Raw genomic sequence first — 17,668 nt, forward strand, 5'->3', positions numbered from 1 at the left:
ACTCATCGCGTCACCTCGATCGGCAGGCCGGGGGGCAGGCCACGCGCGGCAACGGTATCGGGCTGCGCTTCGACGAGAAACACCAGCTTCGAGCGTGCGTCGTTGCTGTAGATGACGGGCGGCGTATATTCTGCGTCCGACGCGATATGACTGATCGTCGCCGTGTAGCCGCGTTCGCAACCGTCGCATGCGATCCGCACGACACGGCCGACGCGGAAATTGGCCAGGGCGGCCTCGGGCACGAAGAAGCGAACCTTCGTATTGAGATCGACCAGGATCTTCACCACCGGGGTGCCGGCGACGACCCACTCGCCCGGCGTGAAGAACGTATCGACGACGACGCCCTTGCCGGGAGCCTGCACCGACAGTTGCCGCAATTGCGTCTGCAGCCGTTCGTATTCGGCCTGCTGCGCGTCGGCGCTCTGTCGTTGCGATTGCAGTTGACCGTCGCGTGCCGGCAGGCGCGCCGTCTTCAGTTGACTGGCGAGTTCGCTGACTCGTGCTTTGTCCACCCGGGCCGCCGCACGTTCGCGTTCGAGCTGATCGAGCGAGATTGCCTGTATCGCGTAGTCGGCTTCCGCGCGGGCGAGCCGTTGCGCGGAAAGCTCGGCGTTCGCCCGGGTCTGTTCGAGCTGTGCGTTCACCGTATCGATTTCCGATGAACGCTTGCCCTGCTCCAGGTCGCCGAGCACGTCCAGCGACGATTGCCACTGGTGATACTGACGCTTGATTGCCTGTTCCAGGTCCGGCGCACCGATTTCGAAAACGACCGTGCCCGCTTCGACACGATCGCCGCGTGTCGCGCGCAAAGTCTTCAGATTTCCCGAATACGGTGCCGACAGATAGGAAAACTGCCCTTCGACATAACCGTGATACGTTTCCGGCGACTTTGTACAGCCCGCGGCGACGAAGCTCGCGCAAACGAAGCCGTACCCGGCCCACCTGGGCATGAGCGTGATGCGTTCCATAGGGAAGAAGCCGAATGTGGCGTGGTTGTATGCGACGACCGTCAGACGGTCGGCAAGCGACGGTCCGACTGGCATCGGCCGCCGATCCGCTTCGTATACGCGTCGAGAAACTCGGCGGCCGCCGCACGCCGGATTTCGGTCACGTATTGCGTACAGCAATGGTCTCCGTCGGCGAACAACGTCAGCTTGACACCGTCGGTTCGGCCGAGCTCGTTCAGGGTATCGCGCAGCCATGTCTTGTCCGCGACCGACACAAGCGGATCGCGGCCGCCGTGTACGATGTGGACGCGGGCGCGAATCTTTTCGAGCATCGCGACGTCGCGGATGGAAAAGGAGTCGACAGAATGTCGTGCGTCGTCAAGCGACGTTATGCCGAGAATCTGGCAAAACTTGCTTTTCAGGAAAAAAGGTAGCTTGTTGAATTCGCGCGCATCGACTGGGCCACCCAGATCGAGAATCGCGCCGACGCGCGGGTCGGCTGCTGCGATCTTGTAAGCCCACATGCCACCCCAACTTATGCCGGCCACGGCATAGCCTTCCGTATCGATCTGCGGATAGGCGCTCATCGCGTCGACGGCCGCTACGATCGCGTCGTCGAAATTTTCCGGCCACGTCGTGCCATCTATCAAAAAGGCTTCGCCTTGCCCCGGTCCATCGATGCACAGCACGGCAAACCCCGCTTCGGAAAACAGCAGCTCGCTCGCGAGATGCTCCTCCTTGACGTCATCCATGCCGTGCACGATCACGACCAACGGAATCTTCCCCGACGATAACGGGGCGGCCGGCAAATGCAGGTTAGCCCACATCGGATTGTGTCTCCAGTCGACGCGCAGACGGGTGAATCGCGCACCAAATGCACGGCGCTCAGCCTCGACGTAGAAATCACGACACCACCGATAGGCAATCGTCTTCGTATCCGAAAGCGGCAGGCATCCCCATTGGACCAGGTGAGCAAGGAATGATAGCCGCCGGTAGTGCGCAATGGCCTCGTCGTCGGACATCCCTGGCAGCATCGCCTCGACCTGTCGAATCTCGCCATGCAGGAATTCCATACCCTTCGTCGGCCAGTCCGCAAGGCCGTGCATTGCGGCAAGAAATCGATCCAGCGTATTCTGATCGAACAGGGCCGCCCTCCAGCGATTCCAGAACGGTCGCGTGATGTTCTTCACTCCCACGACGCGCGACAACGCGAAGACGGCGCGGCTCAGGATGTGATCGGTAAAGGAATAGGTCTCGGTTTCGCTCAGGTTACGCATCGTGGTTGCCTTTTTGAATCTTCACGCCAAGTTCGTCGGTCTCCTGCTCGGTCAAACCGAGCATCGTTGCACCAAGACGCACGATGGCCGGATCGGGTGAGCCGGACGCAGCCCCATCCGGGGCGTGCCCGAGCCGGCGTTCGTTCGCGTCGATCACCTGGTACAGGTCGAAACCGAATCTCGAACGCATGACCGCCCGACCCAACTCGTTGATCATGCAGTTCGAACTGCAGGCGCCCGTATTTTTCGGAAGGATCCAGCCATATCGCTCGATATGGGTGATCTGTATCTCCCGCTCAGGCTTACGCACGATCTCGTAGAACGGCACCAGCACGGTCGGAAACCGGACATTGTCGGGATCTGCGTCCAGCAAAGCCGCGTGATCCGGAATCGCTTTCCGGAACGGGTGCACGAACTTGGCGACGAGATCGTTGACTTTCGGTAAGGCCCGCGCGGACAACACGCCCGCCCCCTCCAGATTCAACCGGTTCTGGCCTTTCTGCGTGCCGATGAAACAGAGCGGAATGCGATGACGATTCGCGAAAGCGCTCGCACTGACAGCAATCAACGAAAAACAGGGCCAGCACGCTGAGCCGTACGTCATCGCCCCTTTCTGCAAATCCACATCCGAGTTGTCGTCGATCGAGAATCCCGTTCGGAACAATGCATCCGTAAGCGCTCTATCCGGGCGCTCGACGACGAGCGGAATACCGAGCGTCTCGGTCACACGTCGTGCACTCTCGAGCGTTTGCGGCGACTGATAACCGGGATCCAGCATCCACGCGCAAACGTTCAAGCCTTTCTCGGCCAGTTGAACCAGCATGTAGGTGCTGTCCTTGCCCCCGCTGTAAAGCACCATCGCGGAATAGACTGAACGCTCGTTGCGCGGCGGAATCGAATCGAGCATGGCGGCGGCGGTCCCGAGACTGCCGTCGCCTACGATCGGCAGGCGTTTCGCGAGCGAAAGGGCCTTGTGACGCCAGGTACGCTCGCCGTCGGCTGCCGAAATGATCGCGTCAAGCAACCATTCGTGATCGGCATCCGCTCCGGGTTCCTCGCGCCGGCCGGATGGCATGCCCGAGCAGTGTGCGCATAGCCCTGATGCCATCATCTCATCGGCGTCGATGCCATTCATCAGCGCGTCGTAGTGCAACGGCATCCCGCAACGATTACATCCGCGGTGGATCGGTATCGCTTTCACGAACGATCTCCCCACACGCCGGACGGTCCAGCCGCATCCCGCAGAAATCGGCGGAACGCAGCAACATCCAGCACATGCTTTCCGCATTGGAGCGGCGGGATTCCAAATTTCATGTCATCGAACGCCTGCTCGTACGCGAGCAGTTGCGTCACATCGGCCTCACCGATATTGCTCACGAGGTGCGGCAAACTGGCACGCAACAACCCCTCGGCAAGGCACGACCATGAAACCGAACTCCCATGACCGACGTCGTCGGCGAAATCGAACGGGAAGAACGATCGGTATGCAATTTCGCGTACATCGACAAGCCCTGCGTCGCAGGGAAGGATGTCGCCACGTGCCCGCACGCGTGCCCACGCTGCATCGCGATCCCAACAATAAGGCTGGCTGTCGTCGATCAGAATCGTGCCCGCGCGCACGAGATCGATATCGAGAATGGATGGTGTGCTGACCGCGCTGACGATTACGTTGGCATCGCGATAGCAACGGCTGTCGTCCGGCAACGCGTGACGCGTCGGAAGCACCTCGACCGATACCCGCATCGACGAACATGCCGACACTTCGCCTGCAATGGCGCGAAGCCTGTCCTGCTGTTGCTGTGTGTCGACGAGGATCAGTTCCGCAGGTCGCGTAGCCGATGACGAGCGCCCCAGCAGCCGGGCCACTCCCGCACCAACACTGCCAACGCCAAGAACGGCGAGAGCGACGTCGCCCCCATTCAATCCCGACTCGGACAGTGCCTTGTCGACCTGCCGGACGATCGATACCGATGTCACCGCATGGCCGGTCGTCAATTCGATATCGAGTTCCTTCGAGCGCGCTTCGATGCGGCGGCCATAATGGCTCAGTGCTCCTGTCAATCCGCCCAGGCAGACATGGCGCGCCCCCATCGTCGCCGCCTTGTCGAGCCCCTCCTTCTCCATGCGGCTACGGCTGGATGCACGCTTTCTCGGATCAATCATGTCTTGCGCGAGAATCGGCAAAAAGAGGATGCCGATATTGATGTCCTTCGCTTCGATGATCTCGCCGTAGACGGGTTGCAGACAATCGAGCAGGTCGGCAAGTGCATCCCCATCGAGCATGCCGGCCCATGGAAACATCCGGACGACATCTGCTCGATCGCGCGGATGCGTCAGCAAAACGACGTCGATATTGAGCGGCACGCCGCGTCTCATCCATTTTTGTTGTGCAGATGGACCCAGGTAGACTTTCGATTGCGTTTCCGTAGGAAGCAGTTGTTTTTCAGCCATGGGAGCAATTCCATCGTTTCAATTTGAATAACATGGCCGACCCATATCAAATGGGTCGGCCAATTCCATTTCACCTGAAGATTTCAGATCCGGAAAATTCTCGACTACAAAATATCCACAACGACCTCTTGCGACATTGATTTTTAATACGGCGACCGCTCCACACAAATCTCGTCAAAGTATTTTCACGAAAGAACCGATACGGCGATGAATTCTATTTTTTTGCCATCCGATTCGTCAACGCCAAATTCATCGCTTTAATTTTTAATTTTGATATTGGATCGTTATTTTTCAATTCGAAACAAACAAAATGCTAGTACCAGTACTAAGCAGGAATGCAAATACCGGAAATGCCCCGATACGCTGCATGAGCAGCGCCAACCAATATTGTGGCTAAGGGAAATCCGCATTGCCGACCGCGACACCACTGTGCCAAGAGGGGAAAATCCGCCCATTCGACGGATGTCCTTGGCACGGGTAGTGGCCAGGCGGAGGACAAGGCCGCAACACGTCGCGCAGACAATGGCAACGTGACACGACCCAACGGTTACCGCCAGTACGCTGTCAGCCGGTCGGCGCAGGCTCGCCGAACCAACATGTGGCGGGGAAAAGTGTCGTGCCCGATTCGGGCCGTTCGAACTGGCCGCACTCATCGAGCGCCGCAGCGTGACCCTTCTGCCTCTCCGTACGTCCCGCTTCCCCCGCTCAACGATGCTTCCCGCCATGCTTGCGCGCCCGATGCTCGGCACGCTTGTGCAGCAGCACCGGCATCAGTTCCTCGATGTACCGCCGCGCCTGCCCGCGCGTGACGATCTCGCTGAAGCGTTGATGCGCCTGCTCCTGTCCGACGAGCGCCGCATGCGCTTTCCTCAGGATGTGCAGATACGCGATCAGGCTCGTGCCGTCGCGCACGGGCAGCGCATCGCGCGGGTCCGGAGTCGGGGTGGTGGTACTCATGTTCCGATCCTTTGCGGACAATCCGTCCGGCACGTAGGCGTCACGAGCGCCAGCAGGTCGTTGGCGATGCGGTCGCGATCGGTCAGCGGCGCGAGGCCGAACAGCCGCTCGAGCGTCGCGGCGACCGATGCATGGTCATACGGCGTGTGATCGACGTGCCCGGCCGCGACCCACGGCGAAATCACGATCGCCGGCACGCGCACGCCGTACACGTCGAAGCCGAAGCCGCTCGCGTTCAGCGTCGCGGGCGCGCCGTCGTTCGGCGGCGGCGCGGCGCCCGGCCCGACCGAATCGTAGAAGCCGCCGTGCTCGTCGTAGACGATCACGAACAGGCTGCTGTTCCACACCGGCGAATTGCGGATCGCGTTGTACACGCGCGCGGCGAGCTGGTCGCCGCCGGCGAGACCGTCCATCGGATGCTGCGAGCTGCCGTTCTGATAGGTACCGTGCACGATGTCGCCGTAACCGGGCTCGATGAACGTATAGCGCGCCGTGTAGCCGGCCGCGAGATCGGCGTCGAAATGCGCGAGATCGTCGATGTCGAAGAAGCTGATGCCCTTCAACGACGCGACCTGCGGCACGTGGCCGAGCGGGTCGCCCGTCTGGTCCTGGTAGATGCGCCAGTTGTCGTCGCCGAGCGCGCTGAAGATCGAACCCTTCGGATACGGAAAACCGTCGAACCCGTCCCATCCCAGCATTTCCTGCTTGGTCGGCGAATGGTCGAGCCCGGCCGACGACGCGCCATGCAGGAAGAAGCGGTTCGGCCAGGTCGGCCCCGGCATCGATGCATGCCACGCATCACACAGCACGAACGCGTTCGCGAGCGCGTAAAGCGACGGCGCCTGCGTCGCGACGTCGACACCCTGCATGATCTTGCCCGCATCGACCGGCCGCGGCGGCGTGCCTTCGGAACGCGACGTCGCGTAGTTCGACACGAAACCCGAATTGGTGATGGACGGATAGGCCTGCCCTTTCACGAACGGTACGCCCGCGCCGCACAGCTGTTCGAGCACGTCGGTGAATTCGTGGCACGGATCGGTCGGCATCCGGTCGGGCGCGCCGCCGCCGAACGGATAGACCGCGCCGCCGTACGCGTTGCTGTTGCCCGGCGACGCGGCGACGATGCCGGCAATGCCCGACAGTGCAAACAGGTGATCGAAGGAACGGTTCTCAAGCATCAGCACGAACACGTGCCGGATGCGGTCCTGAACGGACGGGGATGCGGGGGCTGCGTCTGCACTCATGGCGCCTCCTGGCGTCGCGCGACGAATGTCCGGCTGGCACGATCGTCGGCCCGCTGAAAGCCACCGAAGGAATGGCAAGCCACGCGCGCGGGCCGCGAATTGCCGACGAGTGTACGGCCGCGCCGCCCCGCGCGTAAAGCGTCGTGCGCACCGCCTCGCGGCATGGACGGCCCCCGGCCGCATAGGCGAGCCCGACGATATCGGTCAGTGATCGCGTCGCTGCCGTCGGACGACAACCGCCGGGCCGATGCGCAGCGCATCGAGGTGTCGGGCGGAAAGGCACGTCGGGCCTTGACTTTCGCCGATCGGCCCGATACGATCGATGCACTTTCAAGACGCCCTCCCGGTCCGCCGGGAGGGCGTTTCGTTTTGGTTCCCCAACCAGACGGAAACGACTTGAAATGAACCCCATCGACACCTCCTCCGCCCGCCCGACCGGCAACCACGACGGGCTCGGCTACCTGCGGCATGGCGCCGGCCCCGAATGCGTGATGGTCCTGCACGACTGGCTCGGCGACCACACGAACTACACGGCAACGCTGCCGTATCTCGACGAAACAGCCTTCACGTACGTGTTCGTCGACCTGCGCGGCTACGGCGCGTCCCGCCACCTGACCGGCGCATGCACCGTCGACGAAATTTCCGCCGATTGCCTCGCGCTCGCGGATCGTCTCGGCTGGCAGCGCTTTCACGTGATCGGCCATTCGATGACCGGCATGGCGACGCAGCGGCTCGCAGCCGATGCGCCGTCACGCATCAAGAGCGCGATCGCCGTGTGTCCGGTATCGGCGGCCGGCAACCGCCTGAGCGCCGACGCGCGCGCATTCTTCGCGAGCACGACGGTCGACGACGATGCGTTTCGGCGGCTCGTGCGATTCGTGACGGGTGGATTGTCGGCGCGCTGGGCCGACCTGAAGTTGCGGCAGAACCGCGAACGCGTGGCGCCGGGTTGCCGACTCGCGTATCTCGACATGCTGACGGGCGCGGATTTCGTCGACGACATCCGCGGGCTCGACACGCGCTTTCTGGTAATCGTCGGCGACAAGGATCCGGGAATCGACGCAGCGGCGATGCAGGCGACCTTTCTCGCGTGGCACCCGGGCGCGCGGCTCGTGACGATACCGAATTGCGGGCATTACCCGATGCAGGAATGTCCGCCGTACTTCGCGATGATCGTCGAGGATTTCCTGCGGGACGCGGCCGCCTGAGCGTTGCGCACGCGCGGCGGCCGGTGAAGGCGGTGGGGACCGCCGCGGCATGACGGCGCCGCCGGCGACCGACGAACGGCATGCAACGCGTCGTTCATCCGGTGCGTCCGGCCGCGTGGCCGGACGGGTTTCGACCCGGTGCGCGAGTGGCCGCGCCGCACCGGTCGAGGCCGCTTAACGACGCGGCTGGCCGCTTCGCGGCGGACGCGGGGAATTCGCGTCCTTGTGACGGAAGTTGATGCGGCCCTTCGTGAGGTCGTAGACCGACAGTTCCAGCGTCACGCGGTCGCCCGCGAGAATCCGGATGTGGTTCTTGCGCATGCGGCCCGACGCGTACGCGCCAACCACGACGCCGTTTTCCAGCGTCACACGGTATTTGCTGTCCGGCAGCACTTCGTCGACGATTCCGTCGAGTTCCAGCAGTTCTTCTTTTGCCAAACCAATTCCTCCAGACAAGGTGATAGACCGCGGCCGCGGCGATCTGCCCGGCGCGGCATCCCGTAACGGGACGGCCGCCGGCAGGCTGCCGGGGATCGGTTCGTTCAGACGGGCCACAGGCCTGTCTTGCGATCGGAGCCCGGCGCGTTGCGGCGTTCGGGCGGTCGGTGGCGGCGGCGGGATGAGCGCCGCGCAAGTCGGGACCGCGCCGGCTACGACATGGCGGCGGTCTGCTCAGGTTGATGCGTTGAAGCGGTGATGCGCTCGCGAAGCGGCGAGCGCTTTGCGAGGGCGTTACGTCGCACGCCGTTCAGGCATGCGAGGAGGGAGGCGTCACGACCGATGCATCGTGAATGTCGCGATGCATCGGTCGTGCGCATCGGAACGCGCCGGCGCCGCCAGGGCGGCGCCTCGCGCGAAACTCCATCCGGCAACGGCCACCGACTGGCGGCCGCTGCCGTTGCGGCTTACTGCGGCGTGATGTTCGACGCTTGCAGACCCTTCGGGCCGCGCTTCACTTCGAAGCTGACCTTCTGGCCTTCGGCCAGGGTCTTGAAACCCGTGCCGCGAATTTCCGAGAAATGGGCGAACAGATCGTCGCCGCCGTTGTCCGGGGAGATGAAACCAAAGCCCTTGGTTTCGTTGAACCACTTGACGGTACCGGTATCCACAAATACTTCCTTAATACAAATAATTGAACATGCGCCCGCGACGGGCACAGAAAGAATCAAAGAGGGAGAGACCAACGACTGCCGCACGGAGCGCGGCCAATGATGAGCAATCGAACTTCTTGAACACTTCGACCATGGACACTACGCCGTAGTGGCCATTTCGTCAAGCCATTTCGATGCAGTGCAGCATGCGATCGCCGCGTGCGCCTTGCGTGGCGGGCGTGACCGGCCGACGGCGCACATTCCGATGCGCCCCCGTTTTCGGGCGGCCTGCCCGTCTTTTTACCGCGGCTCGAACACGTGATGCGGCGCCGGCAGCTCGCCCCCGTCGCGAATCCGCGTCTCGAACGCCTTGCGCGCGACGCTCGCCGGCCGCACGTCGGCCATGTCCATGGTAGAACCGCGAGTCGGCTGCCCGTTGCCCTGCCCCGTCAGCTGCGTCACCTGGTGGTCCTCGAACAGGTTCCCGAAACAGTCGATCGGCGCACGGTGCACGGTCGCAAAGTGCGCGCACGAAGCCGGGAACGCACGCGCTCAGTCTTGATGCGGAATACCTTCGATCGGGCACTCCGGCGTGCCGGGCGTTGCGCGCGTAAGCGCTTCGACGCGGCGACGCGTGGCGTCGGGATCCGCGATCCAGTCGCGATAGAACCCGAATGGACAGTCCGCGACGCCATTCGCGCCATCGCCAGAATTGATCGTGCCGGTATAGCCGCGATGCAGCAGCTTGTACAGATGATTCTGCGACTGCATGTTACGCCGCGCGTCGCGAATCATCCCGAGCGACAGCTCCGCATACTGCACGCCCATTTCCTCCTCGCCGCATTCGCCGAGCGTGCGCCCGTCGAACCCCACGATCGCGGAATGGCCGAAGTACGAATACACACCGTCCCAGCCCGTGGCGTTGGCCACTGCCACGTAGGTATTGTTCATCCACGCCATGGCCTTCGCGACCATCACCTGCTGTTCTTTCGCCGGATACATATAGCCCTGGCAGCGCACGATCAGCTCCGCGCCGTTCATCGCGCAGTCGCGCCAGATCTCCGGATAATTTCCGTCATCGCAGATGATCAGGCTGATCTTGAGACCCTTCGGCCCGTCCGTCACATAGGTCCGGTCGCCCGGGTACCAGCCTTCGATCGGCGTCCACGGCATGATCTTGCGATACTTCTGCACGATCTCGCCGCGATTGTCGATCAACACGAGCGTGTTGTACGGTACCTTGCGCGGATGCGCCTCGTGGCGCTCGCCCGTGATCGAGAACACGCCCCACACGTTGGCCTTGCGGCACGCCGCCGCGAAGATGTCGGTCTCCTCGCCGGGGATCGTCGACGCCGTATCGAACATCTCCTGGCGGTCGTACATGATGCCGTGGGTCGAATACTCGGGGAACACCACGAGATCCATGCCTGGCAAACCCTGTTTCATGCCGACCACCATGTCGGCGATGCGGCGCGCGTTGTCGAGCACCTCCGCCTTCGTGTGCAGACGCGGCATCTTGTAGTTGACTACCGCGACACCCACACAATCGCGGCTGCTCGAAATATCACCATGTCGCATGACGCTTCCTCCTCGAACACGTTGACGCCGCGCGCGACGGCCGCTGCTTCCGGGCATCGGCTCGCGCGCGGCACACCTTAGTGGCTGATCATCCAGGGCCGTCCCGCCGGCCGCTTGAGGCCGTCCGACGCCGTGCCGGCAAGCTTCGCCGCGCCGCCCGAGCAGCAACTGCAGCCGGCGCGATGGTGCAGCGGCGGCCCGTCGTCGGACTGACGCGGCGCGTGCGCGGCACGCTCGTTGGTCGCGTGCGCGGCGCGGCGCGCCCCCGTCATCAGCGCCAGCGATGGCGCGCCGATCACGCGCCCGCCTTGCGCGCCGCACTCGGGACAACGGCACGGTTTTTCGCGATCCGCGATGCGGCGCATGACCGAGAACGGCCCGCAGCTTGCGCACTCGAAGTCGTAGATGGGCATGACAGCCTCCTTTTCCTGCGTCATTTCAGTGTGCCGCTCACGCCTTCGCGAGATCCGGCGAACACGGCAGATCCACGCCGCCCTGGATGTGCCGGATCGGGCCGTCGGCATTCGGGCGAATGTCGAAATCGAAGATCTGCGTGGGCAGCCACAAGGTCGCGCACGCGTTCGGAATATCCACCACGCCGCTGATATGCCCCTGCACCGGCGCGCAGCCGAGCAGCGAATACGCTTGCGCGCCCGAATAACCGAATTTCTTCAGATACTCGATCGCGTTCAGGCACGCCTGGCGATACGCGGTGGTGACGTCGAGATAATGCTGGCCACCCTGCTCGTCGACGGAAATACCTTCGAAAATGAGGTAATCGTTATAGGTCGGCGTGATCGGGCTGGGCTGAAAGACGGGATTGCGAATCCCGTATTTCGCCATGCCGCCCTTGATGAGATTCACGCGCATGTGCACCCAGCCGGCCATTTCGATCGCGCCGCAGAACGTGATCTCGCCGTCCCCCTGGCTGAAGTGCAGGTCGCCGACCGAAAGGCCCGCGCCATCCACGTAGACCGGGAAAAACACCTTCGAGCCGCGCGACAAATCCTTGATGTCGCAATTGCCGCCATGCTCGCGCGGCGGCACCGTGCGTGCGCCCTGCGCGGCGGCCTTGTCGCGCGCCTCGCCCGCGAGCTTGCCCATGTGGGCGGTGGCCGCGAACGGCGGATTCGCGAGCGGCGGCACGCGATCGGGCGCGGTGGCGATCAGGCCGGTTTCACGCGCATTCCAGGTCTCCAGCAATTTCGGATCGGGCAGGCAGCCGATCAGGCCCGGGTGAATCAGGCCCGCGAAATTCACGCCCGGAATATGGCGCGAACGCGTATAGACACCGTGAAAATCCCAGATCGATTTTTGCGCGCTGGGGAAATGATCGGTCAGAAAGCCGCCGCCGTTGGTCTTCGAAAAGAAGCCGTTGAAGCCCCACTGACTGTCGGCCTTCGCGCCGATGTCGAGCAGGTCGACCACCAGCAGGTCGCCGGGCTCGGCGCCTTGCACGCCCACCGGGCCGGAGAGAAAGTGCACGATCGACAGGTCGATGTCGCGCACGTCGTCGGCGCTGTCGTCGTTCTTGATGAAACCGCCGGTCCAGTCGTAGGTTTCGAGAATGAAGTCGTCGCCGGGCTTCACCCAGCAGGCCATCGGAATGTCGGGGTGCCAGCGGTTGTGTACCTGTTCGTTTTCGTAGGCCGACTGGTTCAGATCGACCTTGATGAGAGTCTCGGGCATGGCATTGGCTCCTGGGTTCGCGGATTGACATACGGCGCGGCGCGCGAACGCCGCGCCGCGCTCAGACGGAGAGGTATTCGCGGATGCGGTCGGTGTCGCCCGCGTCACGCGTGCTTTGGTGCACGAAGCGGCCGCCCTCGATCACGAACAGGCGGTCGGCCACGTCGAGCGCGAAGCTCAACACCTGCTCCGAGACGACGATGGCGATATTGCGGCTCGTGCGAATCTGGTTGAGCGCCCTGGCGATGTCCTTGATGACGGACGGCTGGATGCCTTCGGTCGGCTCGTCGAGCAGCAGCACTTTCGGGTCGGTTGCAAGCGCGCGCGCAATCGCGAGTTGCTGTTGCTGACCGCCCGAGAGATTGCCGCCCTTGCGCTTTCTCATGTCGAACAGCACGGGAAACAACGCGTAAAGTTCGTCGGGCACCTGCTGGCTCTGCGCGTTTTCGAGGCCCGTCCGAATGTTTTCCTCGACGCTCAGCGACGCGAAGATCTGCCGGCCTTGCGGCACGTAGCCAATGCCCCTCGACACGCGGCGGTAGCTCTCGTCCTTCGAAACGTCGGCGCCGGCCACGCGCACCGTGCCGCGATTGGCGGGCAGCATGCCGATCAGCGCCTTGAACAACGTGGTCTTGCCCATGCCGTTGCGGCCCATCACGGCCACGCTTTCGCCTTGCGCAACGGAAAAGCCGATGCCGTGCAGCACTTCGCTCTGACCGTAGCTGACGACGAGATCGTCGACTTCCAGCATGATGTGTTCTCCGTGTTGTCGTTCGATTGCCGACTCAGTGGCCGAGGTAGACGTCGATCACGCGCGGATCGGCCTGCACCTGCGCCATCGGCCCTTCCGCGAGGATCTTCCCCTGATGCATGACCGTGACCTTGTGCGCGATGCGTTCCACAAACGCCATGTCATGTTCGATCACGATCATCGAGCGGTTGCGGCAGATGCGGTCGAGCAGGTCGGCGGTCAGTTCGCGCTCGCGCACGCTCATGCCGGCAATCGGCTCGTCGAGCATCAACAGTTCCGGATCCTGCATCAGCAGCATGCCGATTTCGAGCCACTGTTTCTGGCCGTGCGAAAGCAGCCCCGCTTCCAGATCGAGCGCGCCGGCGAGGCCGATTTCACTGGCCACGTCGCGCACGCGATCGGCCACTTCGGTGTCCTCCCGATAGGCGAGCGCGCCAAACACGCTGCGACCGCGCGGAAACGACACTTCGAGGTTCTGCGCCACGCTCAGGTTTTCGTAAATCGACGGCGTCTGGAACTTGCGGCCGATCCCTTGACGCACGCGGCGGAATTCCGCGAGCTTCGTGATTTCCTCGTTGCGGAACTTGATGCTGCCCGCCGTTTCCCTGGTCTTGCCGCAGATGAGATCGAGCAGCGTGGTCTTGCCCGCGCCGTTCGGGCCGATCACCACGCGCAACTCGCCGCGTTCGAGATAGAGATTGAGCGAATCGATCGCCTTGAAGCCGTCGAACGACACGGTCAGGTCTTCGATCGCGAGCAGAAAGTCGGTATTGCTCATGCTTCACGCCTCCTTGTTCGCCGCGCCGAGCAGACGTCTCACGCGCGGGCGCACATGCTCTTCGTACAGACCCGCCAGCCCGTTCGGAAACACCATCACCACGCCGATGAACATCGCCGCCATCAGATAGAGCCAGAGGTTCGGAAAGCTCTCCGAGAACCAGCTCTTGCCGAGATTGACGAGAATCGCGCCGTACACCGCGCCGACCAGCGACATGCGCCCGCCGATGGCCGCGTAGATCACCATTTCGATCGACGGCACGATGCCGACGAACGACGGCGACATGAAGCCCACCTGCAGCGTGAACATCGCGCCGCCGACGGCCGCGAGCATCGCCGCGAGACAGAACGCGAACACCTTGAACATGGCGACGTCGTAGCCCGAGAAGCGCACGCGGTCTTCCTTGTCGCGCATCGCGAGCAGCAGCGTGCCGAGCTTGCTGCGCTGAACGTAGCGGCAGGCGAGCAGCGCGCCGATCAGCAGCGCGGCGTTCACGAAGTACAGGATCAGCTTCGCGTGATCGGTGCGGATGTCCCAGCCGAGCAGCGTGCGCAGGTCGGTGATGCCGTTCACGCCGCCCGTATAGCCTTGCTGGCCGATGATGAGCACCGAGAGGATCAGCGCAACCGCCTGCGTGATGATCGCGAAGTAGACGCCGCCCACGCGCCGCTTGAACATCGCGTAGCCGATCACGAACGCGAGCGCCGTCGGCACGACGAGCACCGCGAGTATCGAGAACGGCAATCCATGAAACGGTTTCCACCATGCGGGCAGCGCGGTGAGCTGGTTCCAGTCCATGAAGTCGGGAATGCCCGGCGTGGTCTGCGTGCGTGTGGCGGCCGGATCGGACGCTTCGAGCTTGAGAAACATCGCCATCGCGTAACCGCCGAGGCCGAAGAACACGCCCTGGCCGAGACTGAGCACGCCGCCGTAGCCCCACGCGATCACGAGGCCGATCGCCACGAATGCGTAAGTCAGGTACTTGCCCATCAGGTTCAGACGGAACGTGTCGAGCACGAGCGGAAACACGACCACGATGAGCAGCGCAAGCAGCACGATGCCCGCGTAGCCCGACGCGTCGAGCCGCGCCGCGCGAGCCCGCCAGCCGGCCGGCGGCGCGCCCGGGCCGGATCGCGGCGATACGCCGCCCGCCGTGGGTTGGATGGGTTCCATGTCCATCTCTCCATACGAATGAAGCTGTGAATGAGGCTTGCGCATGAACGCGCGCTGACGTGAGCCGCTGTGCTTAGACTCGCCTCACCTTCGAGGCGAACAGGCCCTGCGGACGCAGCATGAGAATCACCACGACGGTGAGCAGCGTGAGCACGCGCGCAATCGAGCCCGAGAGAAAGAACTCGCTGATCGACTGCATCTGCGCGATGCCGAATGCCGACGCCACGGTACCGAGCAGGCTAGCCGCGCCGCCAAACGTCACGACGAGAAACGAATCGACGATATAGAGCGAGCCGCTCGTCGGCCCCGTCGAGCCGATGGCCGTGAAAGCCGCGCCCGCCACGCCCGCGATACCGCAGCCAATCGCGAAAGTCATGCGGTCGGTACGCTGCGTGTTGATGCCCGCCGCGTTCGCCATCGGCCGGTTCGCGACCGTGGCGCGCACGCGCAAGCCCCAGCGCGAGCGATAAAGCGCGAGCAGCAGCCCGCCCGTCATCAGCAGCGCGAGGCCCATCACGAACATGCCGCTCACCGGAATGTCGAGGCCGGGCGTGGGCTCCCACGAACCCATCAGCCAGTCGGGCAGCGCCGGACTCACCTCCTTCGGCCCGAAGGTCGACCGGAACACCTGCTGCATGCCGAGGCTCAGGCCCCAGGTGGCGAGCAGCGTGTCGAGCGGGCGCTTGTACAGATGGCGAATCAGCGCCCATTCGGCGAGCCAGCCCGCCGCGAAGGCCAGCGCGAACGCCGCGAGAATCGCGAAGAAGAAATACACGGGCGTGAGCGCGTGCCAGACGTTCTGCGACAACCACGAAAACATGTAGACCGTATAGGCGCCGATCGTCATGAATTCGCCGTGCGCCATGTTGATCACGCCCATCTGGCCGAAGATCACGGCGAGCCCGAGCCCCATCAGGAGCAGGACGCTGAAGAGGCTCAGACCGGCGAAGCCCTGCATCAGCGTGATGTTGAAAATATCGGTAGCGGACATCGAACGCTCCTCGCGCGGCGGCATCATGGCCCGCCGCGCCGCTGCGGTTGACGGATTACATATAGCCCTTCGGGAACGGATTCGGCTGGATCGGCTGCTCCGACTGCGCGACGACCTTGAACTGGCCGTTCGCCTGCCCTTCGCCGATCAGCGAGCGGCTCCACAGGTGGTGGTTCGCATCGACCTTCGCGTACCCTTGCGGCGCGTTCGCCACCTCGATGCCGGCCGAATGCGCGACCACCTTGTCCACGTCGAAGCTGCCCGCGCGCTCGCACGCCGCCTTCCAGATCCACGGGCCGAGATAGGCGGCCTGCGTCACGTCGCCGATCACCGACTTCTGCCCGTAGCGCGCCTTGAACGCCGCGACGAACTTCTTGTTGTTCTCGTTATCGAGTGACTGGAAGTACTTCATCGACGAATAGAAACCCGCGAAGTTGTCGCCGCCGATGCCGAGCACTTCGTCTTCGGTCACCGACAGCGTCAGCAGGAACTGCTTCTGCGGCGTGATGCCCGCGGCCTTGAGCTGCTTGTAGAACGCCACGTTCGAGCCGCCCACCACGGTCGCGAAGATGCAGTCCGGACGCGCGAGCTTGATCTTGTTCATCAGCGACGCGAACTCGGTGGTGCCGAGCGGGTAATACTCCTCGCCCGCCACCTTCGCATGCAGATGCTGTTCGATATGACGGCGCGCGATCTTGTTCGAGGTGCGCGGCCAGATGTAGTCGGAGCCGATCAGAAAGAACGTCTTGGCCTTCTTGGTGTTCGAGGCCCAGTCGAGCGCCCAGAGAATCTGCTGGGTCGCTTCCTGGCCCGTGTAGAACACGTTCTTCGACTGTTCGAGGCCTTCGTAGAAGGTCGGGTAATAGAGCAGGCCGTTATCCTTCTCGAACACCGGCAGCACCGCCTTGCGCGAGGCCGAGGTCCAGCAGCCGAACACCGCCGCGACGTGGTCGTTCTCCAGCAGCTTCTTCGATTTTTCGGCGAAGGTCGGCCAGTCGGAGGCGCCGTCTTCCTGAATGATCTGCACCTTGCGGCCGAGCACGCCGCCCATCGCGTTGATCTGCTCGATGGCGAGGCGTTCGGCCTGGATTGAGCCGGTTTCGGAAATCGCCATCGTGCCGGTGGCCGAATGAAGCTGGCCGACCGTCACCGTCGTGTCCGTGACCGCGAGGCCCGTGGTATTGACCTTCGCCGTGGGCGGCGTTTGCGCAAACGCGCCGCGCGGCAGGCCCAGCGCCATCAGCGGCGCGGCGGCCAGGCCGCCGAGCATTTTCCGGCGCAGTGGCGAAGGCATCCGGGCATCGTCATCGAGTCGATCGTCTGCGGACATCACGTTCTCCTTATCGGGTGCCCGATGCGGGTCGCTGCGGGCTGGGTCGAGGTTGGACGCAATGTAGAAAGCCAATTTGACGATCGAAATACGTCAATCGACGTATTCCCGGCGCGCGTGCTGGAATGTAATTTGCATTGCAGGGCGATCCTGAGCGGTGTGGTCCGCCGTGACGCCGTTCGCGCCCCGCTCGTGCCGCTTTC

General features: G+C 63.4%; 18 protein-coding genes. 1 reads left to right on the forward strand and 17 read right to left on the reverse strand.

Translation table 11 applies throughout. The features are described 5' to 3' along the window. Positions 1-2: 2 nt before the first annotated feature. The 6 genes from VXM69_RS09140 to VXM69_RS09165 all read right to left on the reverse strand — a co-directional run bounded on the left by VXM69_RS09140 (position 3) and on the right by VXM69_RS09165 (position 6,876). Positions 3-1,127 carry an HlyD family secretion protein gene (locus VXM69_RS09140; protein ID WP_367188457.1) on the reverse strand — a complete coding sequence of 375 codons (1,125 nt, stop codon included), beginning with the start codon at positions 1,125-1,127 and terminating at the stop codon, positions 3-5. Next, positions 1,010-2,224 (reverse strand): alpha/beta hydrolase family protein, encoded by a 1,215-nt coding sequence (locus VXM69_RS09145; protein WP_367188458.1) that lies wholly within the window; start codon positions 2,222-2,224, stop codon positions 1,010-1,012. Before VXM69_RS09145 ends, VXM69_RS09140 begins: the two co-directional genes overlap by 118 nt. Beyond that, the gene (locus tag VXM69_RS09150) at positions 2,217-3,425 is read right to left on the reverse strand and encodes a phosphoadenosine phosphosulfate reductase family protein (protein ID WP_367188459.1); all 1,209 of its coding nucleotides are present in this window, start codon (positions 3,423-3,425) and stop codon (positions 2,217-2,219) included. Before VXM69_RS09150 ends, VXM69_RS09145 begins: the two co-directional genes overlap by 8 nt. Continuing rightward, positions 3,422-4,675, reverse strand: a complete 1,254-nt coding sequence (locus VXM69_RS09155; RefSeq protein WP_367188460.1) for a hypothetical protein — start codon at positions 4,673-4,675, stop codon at positions 3,422-3,424. Before VXM69_RS09155 ends, VXM69_RS09150 begins: the two co-directional genes overlap by 4 nt. Positions 4,676-5,380: 705 nt before the next feature. After that, positions 5,381-5,632, reverse strand: coding sequence for a hypothetical protein (locus VXM69_RS09160; protein ID WP_059556586.1), 252 nt, complete (start codon positions 5,630-5,632; stop codon positions 5,381-5,383). Continuing rightward, positions 5,629-6,876 (reverse strand): alkaline phosphatase family protein, encoded by a 1,248-nt coding sequence (locus VXM69_RS09165; RefSeq protein ID WP_367188461.1) that lies wholly within the window; start codon positions 6,874-6,876, stop codon positions 5,629-5,631. Before VXM69_RS09165 ends, VXM69_RS09160 begins: the two co-directional genes overlap by 4 nt. A gap of 401 nt (positions 6,877-7,277) precedes the next feature. Between VXM69_RS09165 and VXM69_RS09170 the strand changes: the two genes are divergently transcribed. After that, positions 7,278-8,084: an alpha/beta fold hydrolase gene (locus VXM69_RS09170; protein ID WP_367188462.1), complete on the forward strand. Its 807-nt coding sequence runs from the start codon at positions 7,278-7,280 to the stop codon at positions 8,082-8,084. A 174-nt stretch (positions 8,085-8,258) separates the two neighbouring features. On the opposite strand, the gene infA is transcribed toward VXM69_RS09170, so the two are convergent. The 11 genes from infA to urtA form a co-directional block, all read right to left on the reverse strand. Then, positions 8,259-8,522, reverse strand: coding sequence for a translation initiation factor IF-1 (infA, locus tag VXM69_RS09175; protein WP_006483034.1), 264 nt, complete (start codon positions 8,520-8,522; stop codon positions 8,259-8,261). 467 nt (positions 8,523-8,989) lie between these two features. Continuing rightward, complete coding sequence (locus VXM69_RS09180; protein WP_006483056.1) at positions 8,990-9,193, reverse strand: cold-shock protein; 204 nt, start codon at positions 9,191-9,193, stop codon at positions 8,990-8,992. A gap of 282 nt (positions 9,194-9,475) precedes the next feature. Then, complete coding sequence (locus tag VXM69_RS09185) at positions 9,476-9,637, reverse strand: hypothetical protein (RefSeq protein WP_367188463.1); 162 nt, start codon at positions 9,635-9,637, stop codon at positions 9,476-9,478. A 90-nt stretch (positions 9,638-9,727) separates the two neighbouring features. Next, entirely contained in the window at positions 9,728-10,753 is a 1,026-nt protein-coding gene (locus VXM69_RS09190) for an aliphatic amidase (protein WP_069704718.1), read from the reverse strand. 77 nt (positions 10,754-10,830) lie between these two features. Next, complete coding sequence (locus tag VXM69_RS09195; RefSeq protein WP_069704717.1) at positions 10,831-11,166, reverse strand: FmdB family zinc ribbon protein; 336 nt, start codon at positions 11,164-11,166, stop codon at positions 10,831-10,833. A gap of 37 nt (positions 11,167-11,203) precedes the next feature. Next, entirely contained in the window at positions 11,204-12,442 is a 1,239-nt protein-coding gene (fmdA, locus tag VXM69_RS09200; protein ID WP_049036105.1) for a formamidase, read from the reverse strand. A 61-nt stretch (positions 12,443-12,503) separates the two neighbouring features. Continuing rightward, positions 12,504-13,193: an urea ABC transporter ATP-binding subunit UrtE gene (gene urtE / locus VXM69_RS09205; RefSeq protein WP_367188464.1), complete on the reverse strand. Its 690-nt coding sequence runs from the start codon at positions 13,191-13,193 to the stop codon at positions 12,504-12,506. Between the two features lie 34 nt (positions 13,194-13,227). Next, positions 13,228-13,971, reverse strand: coding sequence for an urea ABC transporter ATP-binding protein UrtD (gene urtD / locus VXM69_RS09210; protein WP_034191287.1), 744 nt, complete (start codon positions 13,969-13,971; stop codon positions 13,228-13,230). 3 nt (positions 13,972-13,974) lie between these two features. Continuing rightward, entirely contained in the window at positions 13,975-15,144 is a 1,170-nt protein-coding gene (gene urtC, locus VXM69_RS09215) for an urea ABC transporter permease subunit UrtC (protein WP_069704714.1), read from the reverse strand. A gap of 73 nt (positions 15,145-15,217) precedes the next feature. Continuing rightward, positions 15,218-16,135 carry an urea ABC transporter permease subunit UrtB gene (gene urtB / locus VXM69_RS09220; RefSeq protein ID WP_034191655.1) on the reverse strand — a complete coding sequence of 306 codons (918 nt, stop codon included), beginning with the start codon at positions 16,133-16,135 and terminating at the stop codon, positions 15,218-15,220. 55 nt (positions 16,136-16,190) lie between these two features. Further along, the gene (urtA, locus tag VXM69_RS09225; RefSeq protein ID WP_034191285.1) at positions 16,191-17,465 is read right to left on the reverse strand and encodes an urea ABC transporter substrate-binding protein; all 1,275 of its coding nucleotides are present in this window, start codon (positions 17,463-17,465) and stop codon (positions 16,191-16,193) included. Between the last annotated feature and the right edge of the window lie 203 nt (positions 17,466-17,668).

This window comes from Burkholderia sp. Ed8 (assembly GCF_040761425.1).
Lineage (GTDB): Bacteria > Pseudomonadota > Gammaproteobacteria > Burkholderiales > Burkholderiaceae > Burkholderia > Burkholderia seminalis.